Below are 16,629 nucleotides of genomic sequence, written 5' to 3' on the forward strand. Positions count from 1 at the left end.
CCCCTCGGCGCCACCCCCAACGCGCCGTAGCCCGACACCTTGCACACCCCGTTGAACGAGACCATCACGGTCTCCGGGCGCAGATCTCCGTGGACCAGCGGCGTCCCATCATCGTTGCCCGCCACGTGGGCGTAGTGCACCCCCATCGCCACGTCCGCGGCCACGAGCGCGGCGAACGCCGGCGGCAGGCGCTGCGCCGCTTCCAGCACCAGGCGCAGCGGCTCGCCATCCGCGTACTCCGTCACCCGCGCCAGCCGGCCCTCCAGCGTCACCAGCCCATGCACCCGCAGGATGTTGGGGTGCTCGAAGACGACGGCGCGCTCCGTCTCCCGCTCCAGCCTCGCCCGCTGCATCGCGTCCTGCGCCACCTCCGGCGGCGCCCAGACCAGCACCACCGGCCGCGGCGCGGCTCCCTGCTCCAGAGCCAGCGCGAGGAAGGGCCGCGAGCCCTCTCCCGGCATCAAGGGACCCAGTGACTGGTAATGAACCTGACTCATGGCTTCCCTCTTTTTACGGCTCCCCGGCTCCCACCGCCAGCCACAGGGTGCGAGTCGCACTCCATGAGAAGATGGTAAAATTCAAAGAATCCACCAGTCGTGAAATCCCCACTTCACTTTCCCTGGAAAACGAGCTAATAATACACCCCTACTGAATTGCTTCGGTGGGGCTGTTTGGACCCGCCCTCTGGCGAGTCGAGGCAGCCCCTGTGAGGGGAGTGGGGCATGCGGTGGACCTCTAGGACCTCTAAAGAGTCCCGAATGCGTCACGAGGGCCGGGCGGGCCCTGAGGCGGGTCCGTGCGGGCCGGTGTTCGTGTTCTCCGGGCAGGGCTCGCAGTGGACGGGCATGGGCCGTGCGCTGCTGGAGCGCTCGACGGTGTTCGCGCTGGTGCTGAAGGCCTGCGACGTGCAGGTGCGGCGGCTGATGGGCTGGTCGCTGCTGGAGGCGCTGACGGCGGAGGACGCGCGGCTGGGGGACATCGAGGTGAGCTGTCCGGCCATCGTGTCCATGGAGATCGCCCTGGCGGCGCTGTGGCGCTCGTGGGGGATAGAACCGGCGGCGGTGGTGGGGCACAGCATCGGCGAGGTGGCGGCGGCGCACGTGGCGGGAGTGCTCTCGCTGGAAGACGCGATGCGGGTCATCTGCCACCAGGGCCGCACCGTGGGGAAGCTGAAGGGGCAGGGGGCCATGGCGGTGGTGGGGTTGCCGTGGGCGCGGGTGGGTGAGGCGCTGCCCGAGTTCTCGGGCCAGTTATGGCGGGTCATCCACGCGAGCCCCGAGTGGACGGTGGTGGCCGCGGAGCCGGAGGTGCTGGAGCGGGTGCTGGCGGTGCTGCGCCGGCGCGGCGTGCCGGCGCGCCGGGTGGACTCGGAGGTGGCGGCGCACTGCCCCCAGGTGGATCCGTACCGCGAGGAGCTGCACGGGCTGCTGCGGAACATCTGCCCGCGCTCGGAGCGGCTGCCCATCGTCTCCACGGTGACGGGCGGCGCGCTGCCGGGGCGGCGCTTCGACGCGGGCTACTGGGTGCGCAACCTGGCCGAGCCGGTGCTGTTCCGCGAGGGCGTGGACACGCTGCTCGACGCCGGGCACGACACCTTCCTGGAGGTCAGCCCGCATCCGCTGGTGAGGCACTCGTTGGAGTCGTGCCTCGAGGGCGCGGGCGTGCGCGGGCAGTTGTTCGTGTCGATGCGGCGCGGCAAGGAGCCGGCCCAGGAGATGCTGGGGACGCTGCGGAGCCTGTCCCAGCCGCGCGAGCCGGAGCAGCAGGCCGACGCATCCTTATCGGATGACGAGGAGCCGTTCCTGGCGCACGTGGCCTGAGCAGGTGGAGGCCCCGGCTGGAGCGGGGCCCCCAGGCGTCCTCACCCGAGCAGCAGGGCGAGCCGGCCGAGTGGGCTGACGCTCTTGCGGCGCAACAGGCCCAGGCCCGAGCGGCGGCGGGGGCGAGGCCGGACGGTCTCATGGACGGACAGCTTGCCGGGGCCGCCGAGCAGCAGCCCGAGGGCCGCGGCGATCAGGGACAGGTTGAACTCGTAGCCGCCCTTGAGGTTGTCGAAGCCCTTGGAGCCATGCACCTTGGCGATGGCCACGGCCTGGGTGGCGAGGATGGAGAGGGCCGCCACGCGGGTGCCGATGCCCAGGACGGCGAGGACACCGGCCACGGTCTCGGTCCACGCCGTCGCGAGCGCCAGGGGCCGGGCCGGTTTGAGGCCGAGGCTCTCGAAGAACTGCGAGGTCTGCTCCAGGCCCTCCGGCTTCAGCTTGGAGATGCCGTGGTAGAGCATCGTCGAGCCGAGCGTGGCCCGGAGTGGAAGCGCCGAGTGATTCGCCAACTGGCCTTCCAGTGCCGTCATGGTCGCGATTGCCATGGTGTCCCCTCCGCGTGTGGTGTGTCGCAGACACCCTCCGCATCGCGGCGTCGCGCGGCAATGAAGTCCCAGGCGGGCGGGGAGGCGCACGGGCGCCGCCTTCCCGGCGGGAGGGAGACCGGACAGCCGGGAACACGTGGATAATCACCCCCCCGGGCAGGCGGAAGGCACCTCTTCGGGTGGCTGTGTAAACCCCGTGGCCGGTCATCATCGTACCTACCTGGGGGGGCAGCCATGACCCGGGACGATGACAACAACCATGACACGCCGCTGTCCGATCACGGGGAGTCCTTTCCCTTCTGGCCGGAGGTGCTCGGGGTGCCCTCGGAGCCACTTCTGGTGCCCCCGCCCGGAACGCGGCTGGGCGGGGAGGATGGCAGGCGTTTCGAGATTCTCCATGGGCTCGGCAAGGGAGGGATGGGGCAGGTCGTCCGGGCGCGGGACGAGGTGCTGCACCGCATCGTGGCGCTCAAGTTCATCTCCCCGGCCCGGGCGCTCTCCCGGACGCAGCTCGACACGCTGCTCCAGGAGGAGGCCCGGCTGGTCGCCCAGCTCGATCACGAGAACATCGTCCGCATCTTCGATGTGTCCAGTTGGAAGGGCGCCCCCTTCCTCATCATGGAGTGTCTGGAGGGAGAGTCGCTCGATGCGCTGCTGCGGCAGCGGGGCCCTCTGGAGTTGCGGCGCGCCCTGAGCATCCTCGGCGACATCACCGCGGGACTGGCGCATGCCCACTCGCGCCGGATCATCCACCGGGATCTCAAGCCCAGCAATGTCTTCCTCCTCCCGGATGGGCGGGCGAAGCTGCTCGACTTCGGTCTGGCCCGGTTCGCCCCGTCGCCCGGGGTGGACCCGGAGCTGTCGGGGACGCCCGCGTTCATGGCGCCGGAGCAGTGGCGGAAGCGGACGCAGGATCCGCGCACCGATATCTGGGCCGCCGGGGTGCTGCTGTACCTGATGCTCACCGGGGAGCTGCCCTATCCCGGTGGCTTCCGGGAGCTGCGCGAGCGGGTGCTCTCGGACGCCCCCGTCCCTCCGGTGCGGACGCGGCACCCGGAGCTGCCCGAGGCCGTGGAGCGGTTCCTGGCGCGAGCCCTGGCCAAGGAGCCCGCGCTGCGCTTCCAGAGCGTGCTCGAGATGCGCGAGCGGTTGCGGGTCCTGGAGTGGAGCCTGTTCCCCTTCGCCCATGCGCCGCCTCCGCATCTCCCGGCCCACAAGCGGCAGGTGACGCTGGTGTGCTGCCGCTTCTCGGGAGTGCTGGCGGCGCTCGATGCCGAGGACCTGGGCGAGTTGCAGGCGGTGTTCCATCAGGCGTGCTCGCGCGTCATCGAGCGGCGGGGCGGTTGGGTGCCGCTGCGCATGGGAGACGAGGTGCTGGGCTGTTTCGGCCATCCGCTGGCGCGGGAGGATGACATCGCGTCCGCGGTGAGGACCGCGCTCGAGCTGACGGGGCTGGCGGAGCAGTTGCCGCGGGCCTCGGAGTTGGAGGCTCGCGGTGCACGTGGGCGTGCATACGGACCTGGTGGTGTTGGACGTGCCCGAGCCGTCCGGACAGAAGGCGCTCTCGCTCTCCATCCAGGGAGAGGCGCCCCGGCTGGCGTCGTGGTTGGCGGGCCAGGCGCCACCCCACTCGGCGCTCCTCAGCGAGAAGACGTGGCAGGGGGCGCGGAGGGACTTCGTGACGGAGCCCCTGGGGTGGCGGGCCTTCTCGTCCTCGTTGGGGGCGGTGCGGGTGGGCGTCCACCGGTTGGTGCGCGAGCGTCCGGAGCCCACGCGCTTCGGGCGGGCACTGGCCCGGGGCCTGACGCCGCTGGTGGGCCGGGAGCGGGAGCTGCGCGAGCTGTGTGCGCGCTGGGAGGCCACGCGGCGGGGGCGGGGCGTGATGCTGCTGCTCAACGGCGAGGCGGGGATTGGCAAGTCCCGGCTCATCCAGGAGCTGTGCCAGTACGCCACCCGGGCCGGGGCGCGCTGCGTGTCCAGCCAGTGCTGGCCCCAGCTCAGCCGCAGCGCCTTCCATCCCGTGCTCGAGTGGCTGGTACACCTGCTCGGGCTGGAGACGGAGTCCCCACCCGGGCGGAGGTGGGCCCGGCTGGAGGAGGTGCTGAGGACGCTCGGCATGCCCCTGGCGGAAGCGCTTCCGTTGCTCGGGCCGTTGTTGGATCTGCCCCCGCGCGAGGAGCCACCCCTGATGCTGTTGCCCGAGCAGCAACGGGAGCGGACCCTGGAGACGCTGGCCACGTTGCTGTCGAGGCTCCCGGCGATGTTCCACGGGGAGCCGTCACCGCTGCTCGTCGTGGAGGATCTGCACTGGGCCGATCCTTCCACCTCGCGGCTGCTCACGCTGTTGCCCGAGCGCATCGCCTCCGCGGGGCTGTGCCTCGTGGCGAGCACGCGTCCCGAGCCGCGGCTCTCCTGGCGCGCCCATCCGGCGCTGCATCAGGTGGTGCTGGAGCGGCTCGGGGCGGACGAGACCGCCAGGATGATCCGGAAGCTCACGGAGGGCGCTTCGGCGCTGCCGGCGGAGACGCTCGCGCTGCTGGTGAAACAGACGGAAGGCATTCCCCTCTTCATCGAGGAGATGAGCCGCAGGGTGCGCACCCGGAGTTCGTCCGGAGAGGCGGCCTCCACGGAGGGCTCGCTTCCCGTCACCTTGCAGGAGCTGTGCGCGGCCCGGTTGGATTCGCTGACGTACGAGCAGAAGGAGCTGGCGTGGATGGGCGCCGTGCTGGGCCGCGGCTTCACACGTGGGCAACTGGCCGCGCTCTCGGAGCTCGACGACAGGCTGCTGTGCAGGGAAGCTCGGGGAGCTGGTCGAGGCGGGGGTGCTGGTGCGCAAGGGCTCCGAGCAGGAGCCCGCCTACGAGTTCAGGCATGCCCTCATCCAGGAGGCGGCCTACGAGTCCCTGCTGAAGCCGCGCCGGCGGCTCTACCACCAATGCGTCGCGCGGCTGCTGGAGCATCCGCCCACGGGAGCCGCCACGGCGCCCCCCGAGCTGCTCGCCCACCACTACACCCAGGCGGGAGAGTGGGAACCGGCCATCCGGTGCTGGGCGCGGGCCGGGGAGTTGGCCCTGAAGCGCTCCGCGTTCGAGGAGTCCATCAGCCACCTGGAGCAGGCGCTGCGGTTGTTCGAACGTCTGCCCCCCGCGGAGCAGCGGGCGGACGAGAAGCTGCGGCTGCTGGTGGTGCTCGGCCAGGCGCTGGTCGCCGCCCGGGCCTATTCGGCGCCCGAGGTGTCGCGGCTCTACGCGCACATCGCCCGGCTGTTTCACGAGGTGAGGGAGCCGCCCGTCCTGCTCGCCGCCTGCCGGGGCCTGTTCAACCAGAACCTGATGCGGCTGAACTTCCCGCTGGCGGGCAGCCTCGCGGAGCAGATCGTCTCGCTGGGCGAGCGCATCCAGGTGCCCCAGCTCGTGGGGGTGGGCCGGTTGATGGGGGGCATGAGCCACTTCCTGCAAGGACACGTGTCCGAGGCGCACGCGCTGCTCGGCGAGGCCGTGGCCTCGGTGACGCCGGAGATGGAGCAGGCGCCCCAGCAGCTCGGAGTGCTCGAGCCCGATTCCCTGGCGATGGCGCAGGCCTATGAGGCCGCGGCCCTGATGCTCCGATGCGAGCAGCGGGCCGGACAGCGGCTCATCGACACCGCGCTGCGGCGCGCCGAGCGGTTGGGCCATCCCTACACCTTCATCCTGGTCTGCCACGCGGCGTGCTGCCTCTTCCAGATACGGTTCGAGGCGCACCGGGTGCTCGAGCTGACGGAGCGGCAGAACGCCGTCTACGAGCAGAACCCCTTCCTGCGCCTGGAGTCCTGGACGCCCGTGCAACGCGGGTGGGCGCTGGTGCTGCGGGGCCAGCGGGAGGAGGGCTACGCCTCGGTGCTCGCGGGGTTGGAGTACCTGCGCCAGGCCCACGCGGAGACGGGCTGGCCCTACTTGATGAGCCTGCTCGCGGAGGTGCGTTTGCGGTTGGGGCTGCTCTCCGAGGGCCTGGAGGCGGTGGAGGAAGGGCTGGCCTGGGGCGCGCGGACGGGACAGCACCTCGAGGACTCGGAGCTGTACAGGCTGCGCGGAGAAGCTCCTGTTGCGCCAGGGCGCGACGGCCAGGGCGCTGAACGGCTTCCACGAGGCCATCCGGAGCGCCCGGACGTCGGGAGCCCTGTGCATCGAGCTGCGGGCCACCTTGCGCCTGTACCGGCTGCTGCGGGAGCGGGGGCATGGCCCGCGGGCGCTTCGGCTGCTGCGGGAGCTCGTGGAGCCCCTGGCACCGGAGCTCGACTCGCCGGAGCTGCGTGTCGCGAGGGAGCTGCTCGCCAGGGTCCGGAGCGGGCACACCGGCGAGCGTGAGCTCGACTGGCTCGCCGCTGCCTCCCCCTGGGAAGGCGGTCACATCCAGCGGGTCATGCCTCCAACCCTCTTGGAACCACCCTGAGGTGCATCGCTCCGCGTCGTGGAGTGCGTCTCGGGTGCGCGGATCGCCCATGAGGGGCGGTCCGTGTCTTTGTTCTAGGAGACCCGCCATGTCGCCAGATGTCGAACGCACGGAAAGCGGAACCATGCTCGCAGTGGGAGGGGAGAGGGGCGTCGCCGTGACGCGCCCGTCGTCCAGCCACGAGGCGGCGCTATGGAAGTCCCTGGAGAAGCGGGTGCGGAGCTTCGGCAGGATGACGCTGGCCGCGACGGCCCTCAGCAGCATCTTTCTGGCACACCCCCGGGTCCTGGGCAGGAGGAAGTTCGTCACCCGCAAGAGCCGCCAGCACATCAGTGCCTTCCATCTCATCGAGGTGCCGCTGGCCGGTTACTTCGCCTTCGTGGGCTACTACGCGCTGAAGCGGGTGGATCGCGCGAGGGCCCGCCGCTTCTCGGTGCTCGTCGACTTCTCCAACCTGGTGAAGCTGGCGTTCTTCGCTTTCGAGAGTGCCTCGCTCATCGCGGGCTTCCGGCAGCGCATGCCCCGGGGCGAACTTCGCGACTTGACCATGGGGGCGGGCCTGTTGTTGTTCGGGGCGGGCATGGGCCTGAGGACCCGGCTCGCCTTGAATGACTACTTCCACCCGCCCGTGGATCCACGCTTCGTGCATCCCCGGACGGAGGAAGAGCTCATCCTGCTCGTCAAGCGCGCCCGGACCCTGGGCCTCCAGCTCCGGGTGCGGGGCTCGACCCACTGCGTGCCCGAGGGCATCTTCACCGACGAGGGCGAGCAGCACATCAACGTGCAGCTCGACCAGTACACGCGGATCCTCGAGTGGAGCGAGAGCGAGGACGGACAGCGGCTGCGCGTCACGGTCCAGGCGGGATGCCACCTGGGCGTGGATCCGGCCAATCCGATGTCCACCCAGGAGACGAGCCTCCTGCATCAGCTCGAGGAGCGGGGCTGGGCGCTGCCCGACCTCGGGGGCATCACCCACCAGACGGTGGGCGGGTTCCTCTCGACGGGCTCGATGGGGGGCACGGCCCAACACAACCTGGGCCAGGCCATCGTGGGCATCCGCCTCATCGATGGCCTGGGCAAGGTGCACGACCTGGCACCCGACCCGAGCGACCCGGCCGACGAGGAGCACAACCCGTTCTACGCCGCGGGCGTCTCCCTGGGGCTGCTGGGCATCATCTCCACGGTCACCTTCGAGTGCGAGCCCCGCTACGATCTCGTGGGCAGGCAGGTGACGCGCAAGACGGGTGGGCTCGAGGGCCTTCAGCTCTTCGGGTCCGGAGCGCAGGGGTTGCAGCACTTCTTCGAGAAGAACGAGGACGCGTATCCCCGGCTGCTCTGGTGGCCGCAGAAGGGCGTCGACAAGGTGGAGCTCTGGAGGGCGCGCCGCGAGTACGTGGACAAGTCGAAGACGCGCCGTGCCCGGCTCAACCGCCGGCCGTTCGCCCAGGTGCCGCGCATCCTCCAGTTCGCCGTCAACCTGTTCTACAACTTCATCGCGCACGACGCTCCGCCCTACAAGCCGCTCACGCAGAAGCTGGTGCGGTTCGTGCTGAACGCCTTCCTGCGCGATGGCGAGACGAAGGAGTTCCGGGGCCCCTGGCATGAGATTCTTCCGATGGACAACGGAGTCTCCGACGAGCTCATGCCGACGGACTTCACCGAGCTGTTCATCCCCATCGAGCGGACCGAGGAGGTGATGAAGACGCTGAGGGAGTTCTTCGCCCGGGACAACGGGGACATGGAGCTGACGGGCTCGTATGCCTTCGAGATCTACGCGGGCCACAAGAGCGCGTTCTGGCTGAGTCCCAGTCACGGGCAGCACTCCATCCGGGTGGATGTGTTCTGGTTCCGCACGGACAAGGGGGGCCGGGAGGAGTTCTATGCCCGGTACTGGGAGCTGCTGCGGCCGTTCAACTTCCGCCTCCACTGGGGCAAGTACCTGCCCGAGGGCGGGGCCGGGTACCTGCGCGAGCAGTACCCGAAGTGGGACGACTTCATGGCGCTCCGCCAGGAGATGGATCCGGAGGGCGTCTTCCTGAGCTCGTACTGGAAGAGGCACCTCGGTCTGGATTCGTCCCGGAAGTTCCGGGTGAGGCCGGCGCTCGTGGAGGCGTCGGTGGGCACGGATTCCTAAGCCAGGAGGGGTAAGTCCTGTCAGGGGGGAGGTTCCGGCCGCGACGGGGAGCAACTGGTCCGATTGTTGGACCAGTTGGCACGTCGCGCGGCCGGAAGGCGCCCCATGCGTTCCCGCGGGAGCACCCCTGAAAGAACCTGCTTCCACTGGCTTAGAACCGTGCCTGGAGGCTGAGCGCCACACGGAGCCGTGCGAGGTACTCCGCCCGGGGTATCTCCACGGCTCCGATTCGCATCAGGTGGGGATTGGGCGCCTGCGCGTCGAGCAGCACGAAGCCGTGCGCCTTGAGCCGCTCGACGAGGTACGCGAGCGCCGCTTTCGAGGCGTCCGTCCTCCGGTGGAACATGGACTCGCCGCCGAAGTAGCCGCCGAACGCCACGCCGTACAGCCCGCCGATCAGGTGCTCTCCCTCGTAGACCTCGACGCTGTGGGCGATGCCCCGGCGGTGCAGCTCGGTGTACGAGGCGATGAAGTCCTCGGAGATCCACGTCTCGGGGCGGCCGGGAGCGGGCTCGGCGCAGGCGCGCATGACCTCGGTGAAACGCTCGTCCACGGCGAAGCGCCAGCCCGCGCTCCGGATGCGCTTGAGGGTGCCGCGGTGGGGCCGGTAGCTCTCGAGGTTGAAGATGGCGCGCGGGTCCGGCGACCACCAGGTGATGACCGGGTCCGAGGACCACGGGAACATTCCGGCGCGGTAGGCCTGGATGAGGAAGTCGGGATCCAGGGTACCGCCCACCGCCACCAGCCCGGGAGGCGGCTGTGCATCCTCCTCGCCGGGCTTCTCGGGATCGTCGCCGGTTTCATCCATGGTGAGGGCGCCATGTTACGCCAGCCCTGGCCCGGTGCACCCTACCTCTGATGTCACCCCCTCTGGTATGATGGGAGGAGTCTGGCGGGAGCGCCAGCGGGAGGAGGAGCGAACATGGGCCGGGGAAAGCGTCCAGCCACCTACGAGGACATCGAATTACTGCCGACGGGGTGGGTGGGGGAGATCATCGACGACGAGCTGTGGGCATTTCCACGGCCGGCGGTGTGGCACACGCGGGCGGCTACGAGGCTCGGCATACTGCTGGGGCGCTTCGACGTCGGGCAGGGCGGTCCGGGGGGATGGTGGATCCTGGACGAGCCGGAGCTGCACTTGGGACGGCAGGTGTTGGTGCCGGACCTGGCGGGCTGGCGGCGGGAGCGGGTGCCCGGGCTGCTGGAGCGGGATGATCCCTTCTTCGACGTGGCGCCCGACTGGGTCTGCGAGGTGTTGTCGCCCTCCACGGCCGCGTTGGACCGGGGGCGGAAGCTGGAGGTCTACCACCAGGAGGGGGTGAGCCACGCGTGGCTGGTGGACCCGAGAGCCCACACCCTGGAGGTGTACCGCCGGGGGAAGAAGGGCTGGCGGCTCGCCGCCCGTCACGGGGGCGAGGAGGTGATCCGCGCCGAGCCCTTCGACGCGGAGCCGTTGGAGCTGGGGCTCCTCTGGGTTTCGAAGGTCACCCCAGCTCCGGGACCCTGAGGCTCAGCTACCCAGGTAGGGCGCGAGGTCCGGATCGGCCTGGAAGTGCTGGCAGTCCACCACGGACCTGCCGGACCTGCAGATTCGGGTGACCGGGTCGACCTCGTAGGCCGTGATGGGCGTGCCCGTGGCATCGAGCCCGTATTTGCGGATGAGCGTGCCGTTCTGCATGAGCAGGTAGTGCATGCCGCCGCTGTCGTACTCCTTGAGGACGGTTCCCGACTGACGCGTCTGATCCAGCCACAGGGACGACGTCATGGCGGTCATGCTGTTGACCATGCTGTTCAGGCAACCAGTGCCCGTCAGCAGGGTGGTGGCCACTGCGAGAGAGAGAAGGGGACGGAACATGGGGCGGCAATCTACCGTGAGGCCCGCTCCGGAGGGAGCAAGTGGGACTCGCGGTAGTGCCTGCCTGCACTGGAATTGCGTTCGCCGGGTGGCCAGTGCTGGGTGAACCGGCACCCGCTCATCGACCCGGCCGCTTTCCGCGTCGTGGTCGGGCTCCCTTCTCGAGCTCGCGGTCGATCATCCGTTCGAGCCGTGAAGTAGCCGTCGCGGAGAGATAGGAGGGAAGAGTCCTGGGGAATCCGAGATCCAGGTCCCCACACCAGGTCAATGCGTGTCCCTTTTCCCGCAGCAACTCGCCCGCTGCGCGCATCGCAAGCTGTAGAGCCTGGAGCGAGTCAATGCCCCAAACCTTGAACCCCATGGGTTCTGCCAGCCCGGACACTTCGAAAGTGCACCAGTGAGCTCCAGACTTTGAATCGCGTCGGGGCTTTCTGATCCGCACACGCACTGCGCGTTGCCGTCCATCAAGCTCGAAGACCCTCTCGGCGATGATGGGGCCGGAAGCCTTGTTGCTGCGTTCAAGCCGATCCGCGAAGGACTCGCTGGCCATGGCAGTCCAACTCTAGAAGGCGCGGAAGAGCCTGGAGGCTCTCGTGCTGGCGGAGCCTCCAGGTGGATGGGGCCTTCGACGAGGGCTTCTACCCCGGGGTGAACCACACCACGGACAGCGGCGGGAGCGTCAGCGTGGCCGAGGCGTCCTGTCCGTCCCACCCCTGCGGCTCGGTGTGGATGCGGCCCTTGTTGCCGAGGCCGGAGCCGCCGTAGTCGCTGGCGTCCGTGTTCAACAGCTCCACGTAGCTGCCGTGCCGGGGGAAGCCGACGCGGTAGTTCTCGCGAGGCACCGGCGACAGGTTGGCGATGCACACCACGTGGCCTCCCGGCTGGCGCGAGCGCCGCACGAAGGCGAACACGTTGGCTGCCGCCGCGTCCGGTTGCAGCCACTGGAAGCCGAACGGCTCGCTGTCCGCGTCATACAGCGCCGGGTGGCTCCGGTAGAGCCTGTTCAGATCCGTCATCATCGCGCGGATGCCCGCGTGGCCGTGATCTCCCAGCAGGTGCCAGTCCAGGCTCCGGTCGTTGTTCCACTCGGCGGGCTGGCCGAACTCGCCGCCCATGAAGAGCAGCTTCTTGCCCGGGTGCGCCCACATCCACGCCAGCAGCGCCCGGAGGTTGGCGCGCTTCTGCCAGTTGTCTCCCGGCATCTTCCCGAGCAGCGAGCCCTTGCCGTGCACCACCTCGTCATGGCTCAGCGGCAGCATGAAGTGCTCGCTGAAGGCGTACAGCAGGCCGAAGGTGAGCTGGTTGTGGTGGTGCTGACGGTAGATGGGATCCTTCGAGTAGTACGTCAGCGTGTCGTGCATCCAGCCCATGTTCCACTTGAAGTGGAAGCCGAGCCCGCCTTCCTGGGTGGGCTGGCTCACCTTGGGCCACGCGGTGGACTCCTCGGCGATCATCACCGCGCCGGGGAACTTGCGGCGCACGGTGTCGTTGAGCTCGCGCAGGAAGGAGATGGCCTCCTCGTTCTCGCGGCCGCCCCAGCGGTTGGGCACCCACTCGCCATGCTTGCGGCTGTAGTCGAGGTACAGCATGGAGGCCACCGCGTCCACGCGCAGGCCGTCGATGTGGTACTCGTCCAGCCAGAAGAGCGCGTTGGCGATGAGGAAGTTGCGCACCTCGTTGCGGCCGAAGTTGAAGACGTACGTGCCCCAGTCCGGCTGCGTGCCCTGGCGGGGATCCGCATGCTCGTAGAGGGCCGTGCCGTCGAACTGGCCCAGCGCGTGCGCGTCCCGGGGGAAGTGCCCGGGCACCCAGTCCAGCAGCACGCCAATGCCCTGCTCGTGCAGGTAGTTGACGAGGTAGCGGAAGTCATCCGGGTGGCCGAAGCGCGCGGTGGGGGCGTAGTAGTTGCCCACCTGGTAGCCCCAGGAGCCGCCGAAGGGGTGCTCCGACACCGGCATCAGCTCCACGTGGGTGAAGCCCGTCTGCTTCACGTAGTCGGCGAGCGCGGTGGCCATCTCCCGGTAGGTGAGGGAGCGATCGCCGTCCTCCACCACGCGGCGCCAGGAGGCCAGGTGCACCTCGTAGACGCTCCACGGCTCGTGGTCCACGTTCTTCCCGGCGCGCGCCTCCATCCACTTCTCGTCCGACCACTGGAAGTGGTTCAGGTCGTGCACCACCGAGGCCGTGGCCGGAGGCACCTCGGTGCGGAAGGCGTACGGGTCCGACTTCAGCAGGCGCGTGCCGCCGTGGCCCGGGCGGATCTCGAACTTGTAGCGCGTGCCCTCGGCGACCTCGGGGATGAAGAGCTCCCAGATGCCCGAGGCGCCCATGCGCCGCATGGAGTGCAGCCGGCCGTCCCAGCTATTGAAGTCACCCACCACGGACACGCCCGCGGCCGTGGGCGCCCATACCGCGAAGGCCACGCCGCTGATGCCGCTGTGGTGGATGGGGTGGGCCCCCATGCGCTTCCACACGTCCTCGTGCCGACCCTCGCCCACCAGGTGCAGATCGATGTCTCCCAGCGTGGGCAGGAAGCTGTAGGGGTCGCGCAGGGTGAACTTCTTGTTGCCGGGGTACTCCACCTCGATGAGGTAGTTGAAGTGCTCCGTCTTCCCGTTGATGCGGGCCTCGTAGACGCCGCCCAGCCGGTGCGTCATGGCAACGCGCCCGCCGAACTCCGGCAGGACGTGGATGGCGACGGCATCCGGGCGGAAGGCCCGCACCACCATCGCGTCCCCATCCGGGTGGATGCCCAGCACGCGGTGCGGCTCGGGATGCCTCAGCTCCACCACCTGCTGCAGCTCCGCATCCACCTGCTGCCGATCCATCGGCTTCTTCACTTGCGAACCTCCATCCTCATGAGTGCCTGGACGGGGATGCGCACCCAGTCCGGCCGGTTCTGCAACTCGTAACGCACTTCGTAGAGCATCTTCTCCAGCTCGAAGGCGTCAAGCATCGAATTGAAGGCCGCATCGTCCTGGGGCAGGAAGGCCGCCCCGCGTGTGGTGGCGCGGTAGCCCTCGAGGAAGGCCTGGCGTGCCGGGGCCACGCGATCGCCCGCGGCCTGTCCCTCCAGCCCCACCGTCGCCTCCGCGTAGTCGAAGGAGCGCAACATTCCCGCCACATCCCGCAGGGCCGAGTACTTCTCCCGCCGCTGGGCGAAGCTGCGGCCCGGCTCGCCCTCGAAGTCGAAGAGGAGCCAGTCGCCCTCGGTGCGCAGCACCTGTCCGAGGTGCAGATCTCCGTGAATGCGGATCTTCTGCCCTGAAGGGGGAACGTGCGCGAGCTGGGTGGCGTGGCCGATGAGGGCCTCACGGCGGCCCTCCAGGTCGGGGAACTGGCGGGAGGCCTCGTTGAGGGTGACGCCCATCTCCCCCACGATGGAGGCGCTCCAGCGCTGCAGGTCCTCGGCGTGGATGGGCTCCGGGGAGAAGGCGGGGTCATCGGTGCTGGAGCCGAGCGCATGGTGCAGCTCGCCCAGCCGCTGGCCCAGCCCGCGCAGCTCGCCGAGGAAGGCGTCCGTCAGCCGGGGCCCGCGGCGGAAGTGCCCCAGCGTGTAGAGCCAGCCATCGGTGACGTTGGAGATGTAGTGGTGGACGGTGGCCAGGGTGGCGCCCGCGGGCCCCTCGGACTGGAGCGCGCCCAGCAGGGTGGGGGTGGCCCGGAAGGACGTCTTCGTGGCCAGGTAACGGCCCACCTCGTACTCGGGGTTGACGCCGGCCTCCAGCTTGCGGATGACCTTGAGGATGACCTTCTCGGCGACCACCACCGAGGTGTTGCTCTGCTCCACCTGGAGCCGGCGCACGGGCACGGGCGAGGGCAGGGCCATCAACCCCTCCGGGGTGTCCAGCCACTCCCCGGTCAACGAGCCCGAGGCGCTCTGGATGACGCGCTTCTCGCGGATGAGGTGGAAGAGGGCGCGCAGCACCTCCACGTCGTCGAGCGCGTCCTGGACGCCCTCGCCCTTGCTCTCCACGGGGAGCAGGTAGCGGTCCGGGTGGCCCAGCTCGTAGGTGACCTCCACCACGGCGAGGGTGAAGTCCCGTCCGCCGGGCAGCTCCACGCGGGCGTGGTCCACCACGGACACGGATTTGATGGGCCAGGCCTTGCCGGCGAACCAGCGCTGGTTGCGGAGGTAGTCCGGGAGCTTGGTCAGATCGATGGGCGTGGTCACGGCAATCCCCTCCCGGGTGCGAGCTTCTCGAGGCGGAACCACAGGAACATGAAGGGCCCGAGCGTGATCTGGTAGGGCATGGCGGAGATGCGCGGGAAGGGCGTCTCGCCGATGAGCTCCACGGGCACCTGGCCCTCGAACTCCCTCAGGTCGAGCACCGCCGGCTGCGAGAAGCGCGAGAGGTTGCAGATGATGAGGATCGTCTGTCCCTCGTACTCGCGGGTGAAGGCGAGCACCTTGCGGTTGTCCGGGTTGACCCAGCGCAGCTTGCCCAGGGCGAAGGCGTTGTAGCGCTTGCGCACCCGGATCATGCGTTTGATCCAGTTGAGCAGCGAGGTGCGCACGCGCTCCTGGGCCTCCACGTTGATGCCCTGGTAGCCGTAGACGGGGTCCGCGATGATGGGGGCGTACAGGCGGGCATAGTCCGCCCGGGTGAAGCCCGCGTTGCGATCGCTCGTCCACTGCATGGGGGTGCGCACGCCGTTGCGATCGCCCAGGTAGATGTTGTCCCCCATGCCGAGCTCATCCCCGTAGTACATGACGGGGGTGCCGGGCAGGGTGAACAGCAGGCTGTGCATCAGTTCGATCCGCCGCCGGCCGTTGTCCATGAGCGGAGCGAGCCGGCGCCGGATACCGAGGTTGATGCGCATGCGCGGATCCGTGGCGTACTCCCGGTACATGTAGTCCCGGTCCTCGTCCGTCACCATCTCGAGCGTGAGCTCGTCGTGGTTGCGCAGGAAGATGGCCCACTGGCAGTTGTCGGGGATGTCCGGCGTCTGCTGGAGGATCTCGACGATGGGCGTGCGGTCCTCGCGGCGCACCGCCATGAAGAGGCGGGGCATCACGGGGAAGTGGAAGCCCATGTGGAACTCGTCGCCGTCGCCGAAGTAGACGCGCACGTCGGCGGGCCACTGGTTGGCCTCGGCGAGCAGCATCTTGTCCCCGCCGTACTCCGCGTCGAGCGTCTTGCGCAGCCGCTTGAGGAAGGCGTGCGTCTCCGGGAGGTTCTCGCAGTTGGTGCCCTCGCGCTCGAAGAGGTAGGGCACGGCGTCGCAGCGGAAGCCGTCCACGCCCATGTTCAGCCAGAAGCGCATGACGTCCAGCATGGCCTCCTGGACCTCGGGGTTGTCGTAGTTGAGGTCGGGCTGGTGGCTGAAGAAGCGGTGCCAGAAGTACTGCTTGGCCACCGGATCCCACGTCCAGTTGGAGCGCTCGGTGTCGGTGAAGATGATGCGCGTGCCCCGGTACTTCTCGTCCGTGTCGCTCCAGACGTAGAAGTCGCGTTTGGGGCTCTTGGGATCCCTGCGCGACTCCTGGAACCACGCGTGCTGATCGCTCGTGTGGTTGACGACGAGCTCGCTGATGATGCGGATGTCGCGCTTGTGGGCCTCGTCTATCAGACGCTGGAAGTCGGCGAGCGTGCCGTAGTCCGGGTGCACCGCGTAGAAGTCCGCGATGTCGTACCCGTCGTCCTTCAGGGGCGAGGGGTAGTGGGGCAGGATCCACAGGCAGGTGACGCCCAGGTCCTGCAGGTACGGGAGCTTCTCGATGAGACCGGGGATGTCCCCGTGCCCATCCGCGTTCGAATCATAGAACGCGCGGATGTGCAGTTCGTAGATGACTGCCTTCTTGTACCAGAGCGGATCCGTCCGGGTCATAAGCTAGGTGGG

At 69.1% G+C, this 16,629-nt stretch carries 11 protein-coding genes and 3 pseudogenes; 6 read left to right on the forward strand and 8 right to left on the reverse strand.

What is annotated here, in order from left to right:
* Nucleotides 1-80: 80 nt before the first annotated feature.
* Nucleotides 81-497 (reverse strand): annotated as a pseudogene (locus ACN28I_RS05005) (protein kinase); the annotation flags it as partial.
* A 261-nt stretch (nucleotides 498-758) separates the two neighbouring features.
* Between ACN28I_RS05005 and ACN28I_RS05010 the strand changes: the two are divergent.
* Nucleotides 759-1,820, forward strand: coding sequence for an acyltransferase domain-containing protein (locus tag ACN28I_RS05010; RefSeq protein ID WP_420941001.1), 1,062 nt, complete (start codon nucleotides 759-761; stop codon nucleotides 1,818-1,820).
* A 41-nt stretch (nucleotides 1,821-1,861) separates the two neighbouring features.
* Here ACN28I_RS05010 and ACN28I_RS05015 read toward each other — a convergent pair whose 3' ends face one another.
* Entirely contained in the window at nucleotides 1,862-2,368 is a 507-nt protein-coding gene (locus ACN28I_RS05015; RefSeq protein ID WP_420941002.1) for a DoxX family protein, read from the reverse strand.
* Between the two features lie 234 nt (nucleotides 2,369-2,602).
* On the opposite strand from ACN28I_RS05015, the pseudogene ACN28I_RS05020 reads away from it, so the two are divergent.
* The 4 genes and pseudogenes from ACN28I_RS05020 to ACN28I_RS05035 all read left to right on the forward strand — a co-directional run.
* Nucleotides 2,603-3,478: pseudogene (locus ACN28I_RS05020) on the forward strand (serine/threonine-protein kinase); the annotation flags it as partial.
* Between the two features lie 703 nt (nucleotides 3,479-4,181).
* Nucleotides 4,182-4,691: pseudogene (locus ACN28I_RS05025) on the forward strand (AAA family ATPase); the annotation flags it as partial.
* Between the two features lie 499 nt (nucleotides 4,692-5,190).
* Nucleotides 5,191-6,711 carry a hypothetical protein gene (locus ACN28I_RS05030; protein ID WP_420941003.1) on the forward strand — a complete coding sequence of 507 codons (1,521 nt, stop codon included), beginning with the start codon at nucleotides 5,191-5,193 and terminating at the stop codon, nucleotides 6,709-6,711.
* Between the two features lie 242 nt (nucleotides 6,712-6,953).
* Nucleotides 6,954-8,930, forward strand: coding sequence for a D-arabinono-1,4-lactone oxidase (locus ACN28I_RS05035; protein WP_420941004.1), 1,977 nt, complete (start codon nucleotides 6,954-6,956; stop codon nucleotides 8,928-8,930).
* Nucleotides 8,931-9,081: 151 nt separating this feature from the next.
* Here the strand turns inward: ACN28I_RS05035 and aat are convergent, their stop codons facing one another.
* Entirely contained in the window at nucleotides 9,082-9,738 is a 657-nt protein-coding gene (gene aat / locus ACN28I_RS05040; RefSeq protein WP_420941005.1) for a leucyl/phenylalanyl-tRNA--protein transferase, read from the reverse strand.
* Between the two features lie 114 nt (nucleotides 9,739-9,852).
* Between aat and ACN28I_RS05045 the strand changes: the two genes are divergently transcribed.
* On the forward strand, nucleotides 9,853-10,437 hold the full coding sequence (locus tag ACN28I_RS05045) for a Uma2 family endonuclease (RefSeq protein ID WP_420941006.1): 585 nt from the start codon (nucleotides 9,853-9,855) through the stop codon (nucleotides 10,435-10,437).
* Between the two features lie 3 nt (nucleotides 10,438-10,440).
* Here ACN28I_RS05045 and ACN28I_RS05050 read toward each other — a convergent pair whose 3' ends face one another.
* From ACN28I_RS05050 to treS, 5 genes are all read right to left on the reverse strand, one after another.
* Complete coding sequence (locus ACN28I_RS05050) at nucleotides 10,441-10,785, reverse strand: hypothetical protein (RefSeq protein WP_420941007.1); 345 nt, start codon at nucleotides 10,783-10,785, stop codon at nucleotides 10,441-10,443.
* A gap of 118 nt (nucleotides 10,786-10,903) precedes the next feature.
* Nucleotides 10,904-11,335 carry a DUF6968 family protein gene (locus ACN28I_RS05055; RefSeq protein WP_420941008.1) on the reverse strand — a complete coding sequence of 144 codons (432 nt, stop codon included), beginning with the start codon at nucleotides 11,333-11,335 and terminating at the stop codon, nucleotides 10,904-10,906.
* An 88-nt stretch (nucleotides 11,336-11,423) separates the two neighbouring features.
* The gene (glgB, locus tag ACN28I_RS05060) at nucleotides 11,424-13,625 is read right to left on the reverse strand and encodes a 1,4-alpha-glucan branching protein GlgB (protein ID WP_420941009.1); all 2,202 of its coding nucleotides are present in this window, start codon (nucleotides 13,623-13,625) and stop codon (nucleotides 11,424-11,426) included.
* Nucleotides 13,622-14,959 carry a maltokinase N-terminal cap-like domain-containing protein gene (locus ACN28I_RS05065; RefSeq protein WP_420941010.1) on the reverse strand — a complete coding sequence of 446 codons (1,338 nt, stop codon included), beginning with the start codon at nucleotides 14,957-14,959 and terminating at the stop codon, nucleotides 13,622-13,624. Before ACN28I_RS05065 ends, glgB begins: the two co-directional genes overlap by 4 nt.
* Entirely contained in the window at nucleotides 14,956-16,617 is a 1,662-nt protein-coding gene (treS, locus tag ACN28I_RS05070) for a maltose alpha-D-glucosyltransferase (RefSeq protein WP_420941011.1), read from the reverse strand. The genes ACN28I_RS05065 and treS overlap by 4 nt, the downstream gene beginning before the upstream one ends.
* Nucleotides 16,618-16,629 lie beyond the last annotated feature (12 nt).

It is taken from the genome of Archangium gephyra (assembly GCF_049060025.1).
GTDB classification, from domain to species: domain Bacteria; phylum Myxococcota; class Myxococcia; order Myxococcales; family Myxococcaceae; genus Archangium; species Archangium gephyra_A.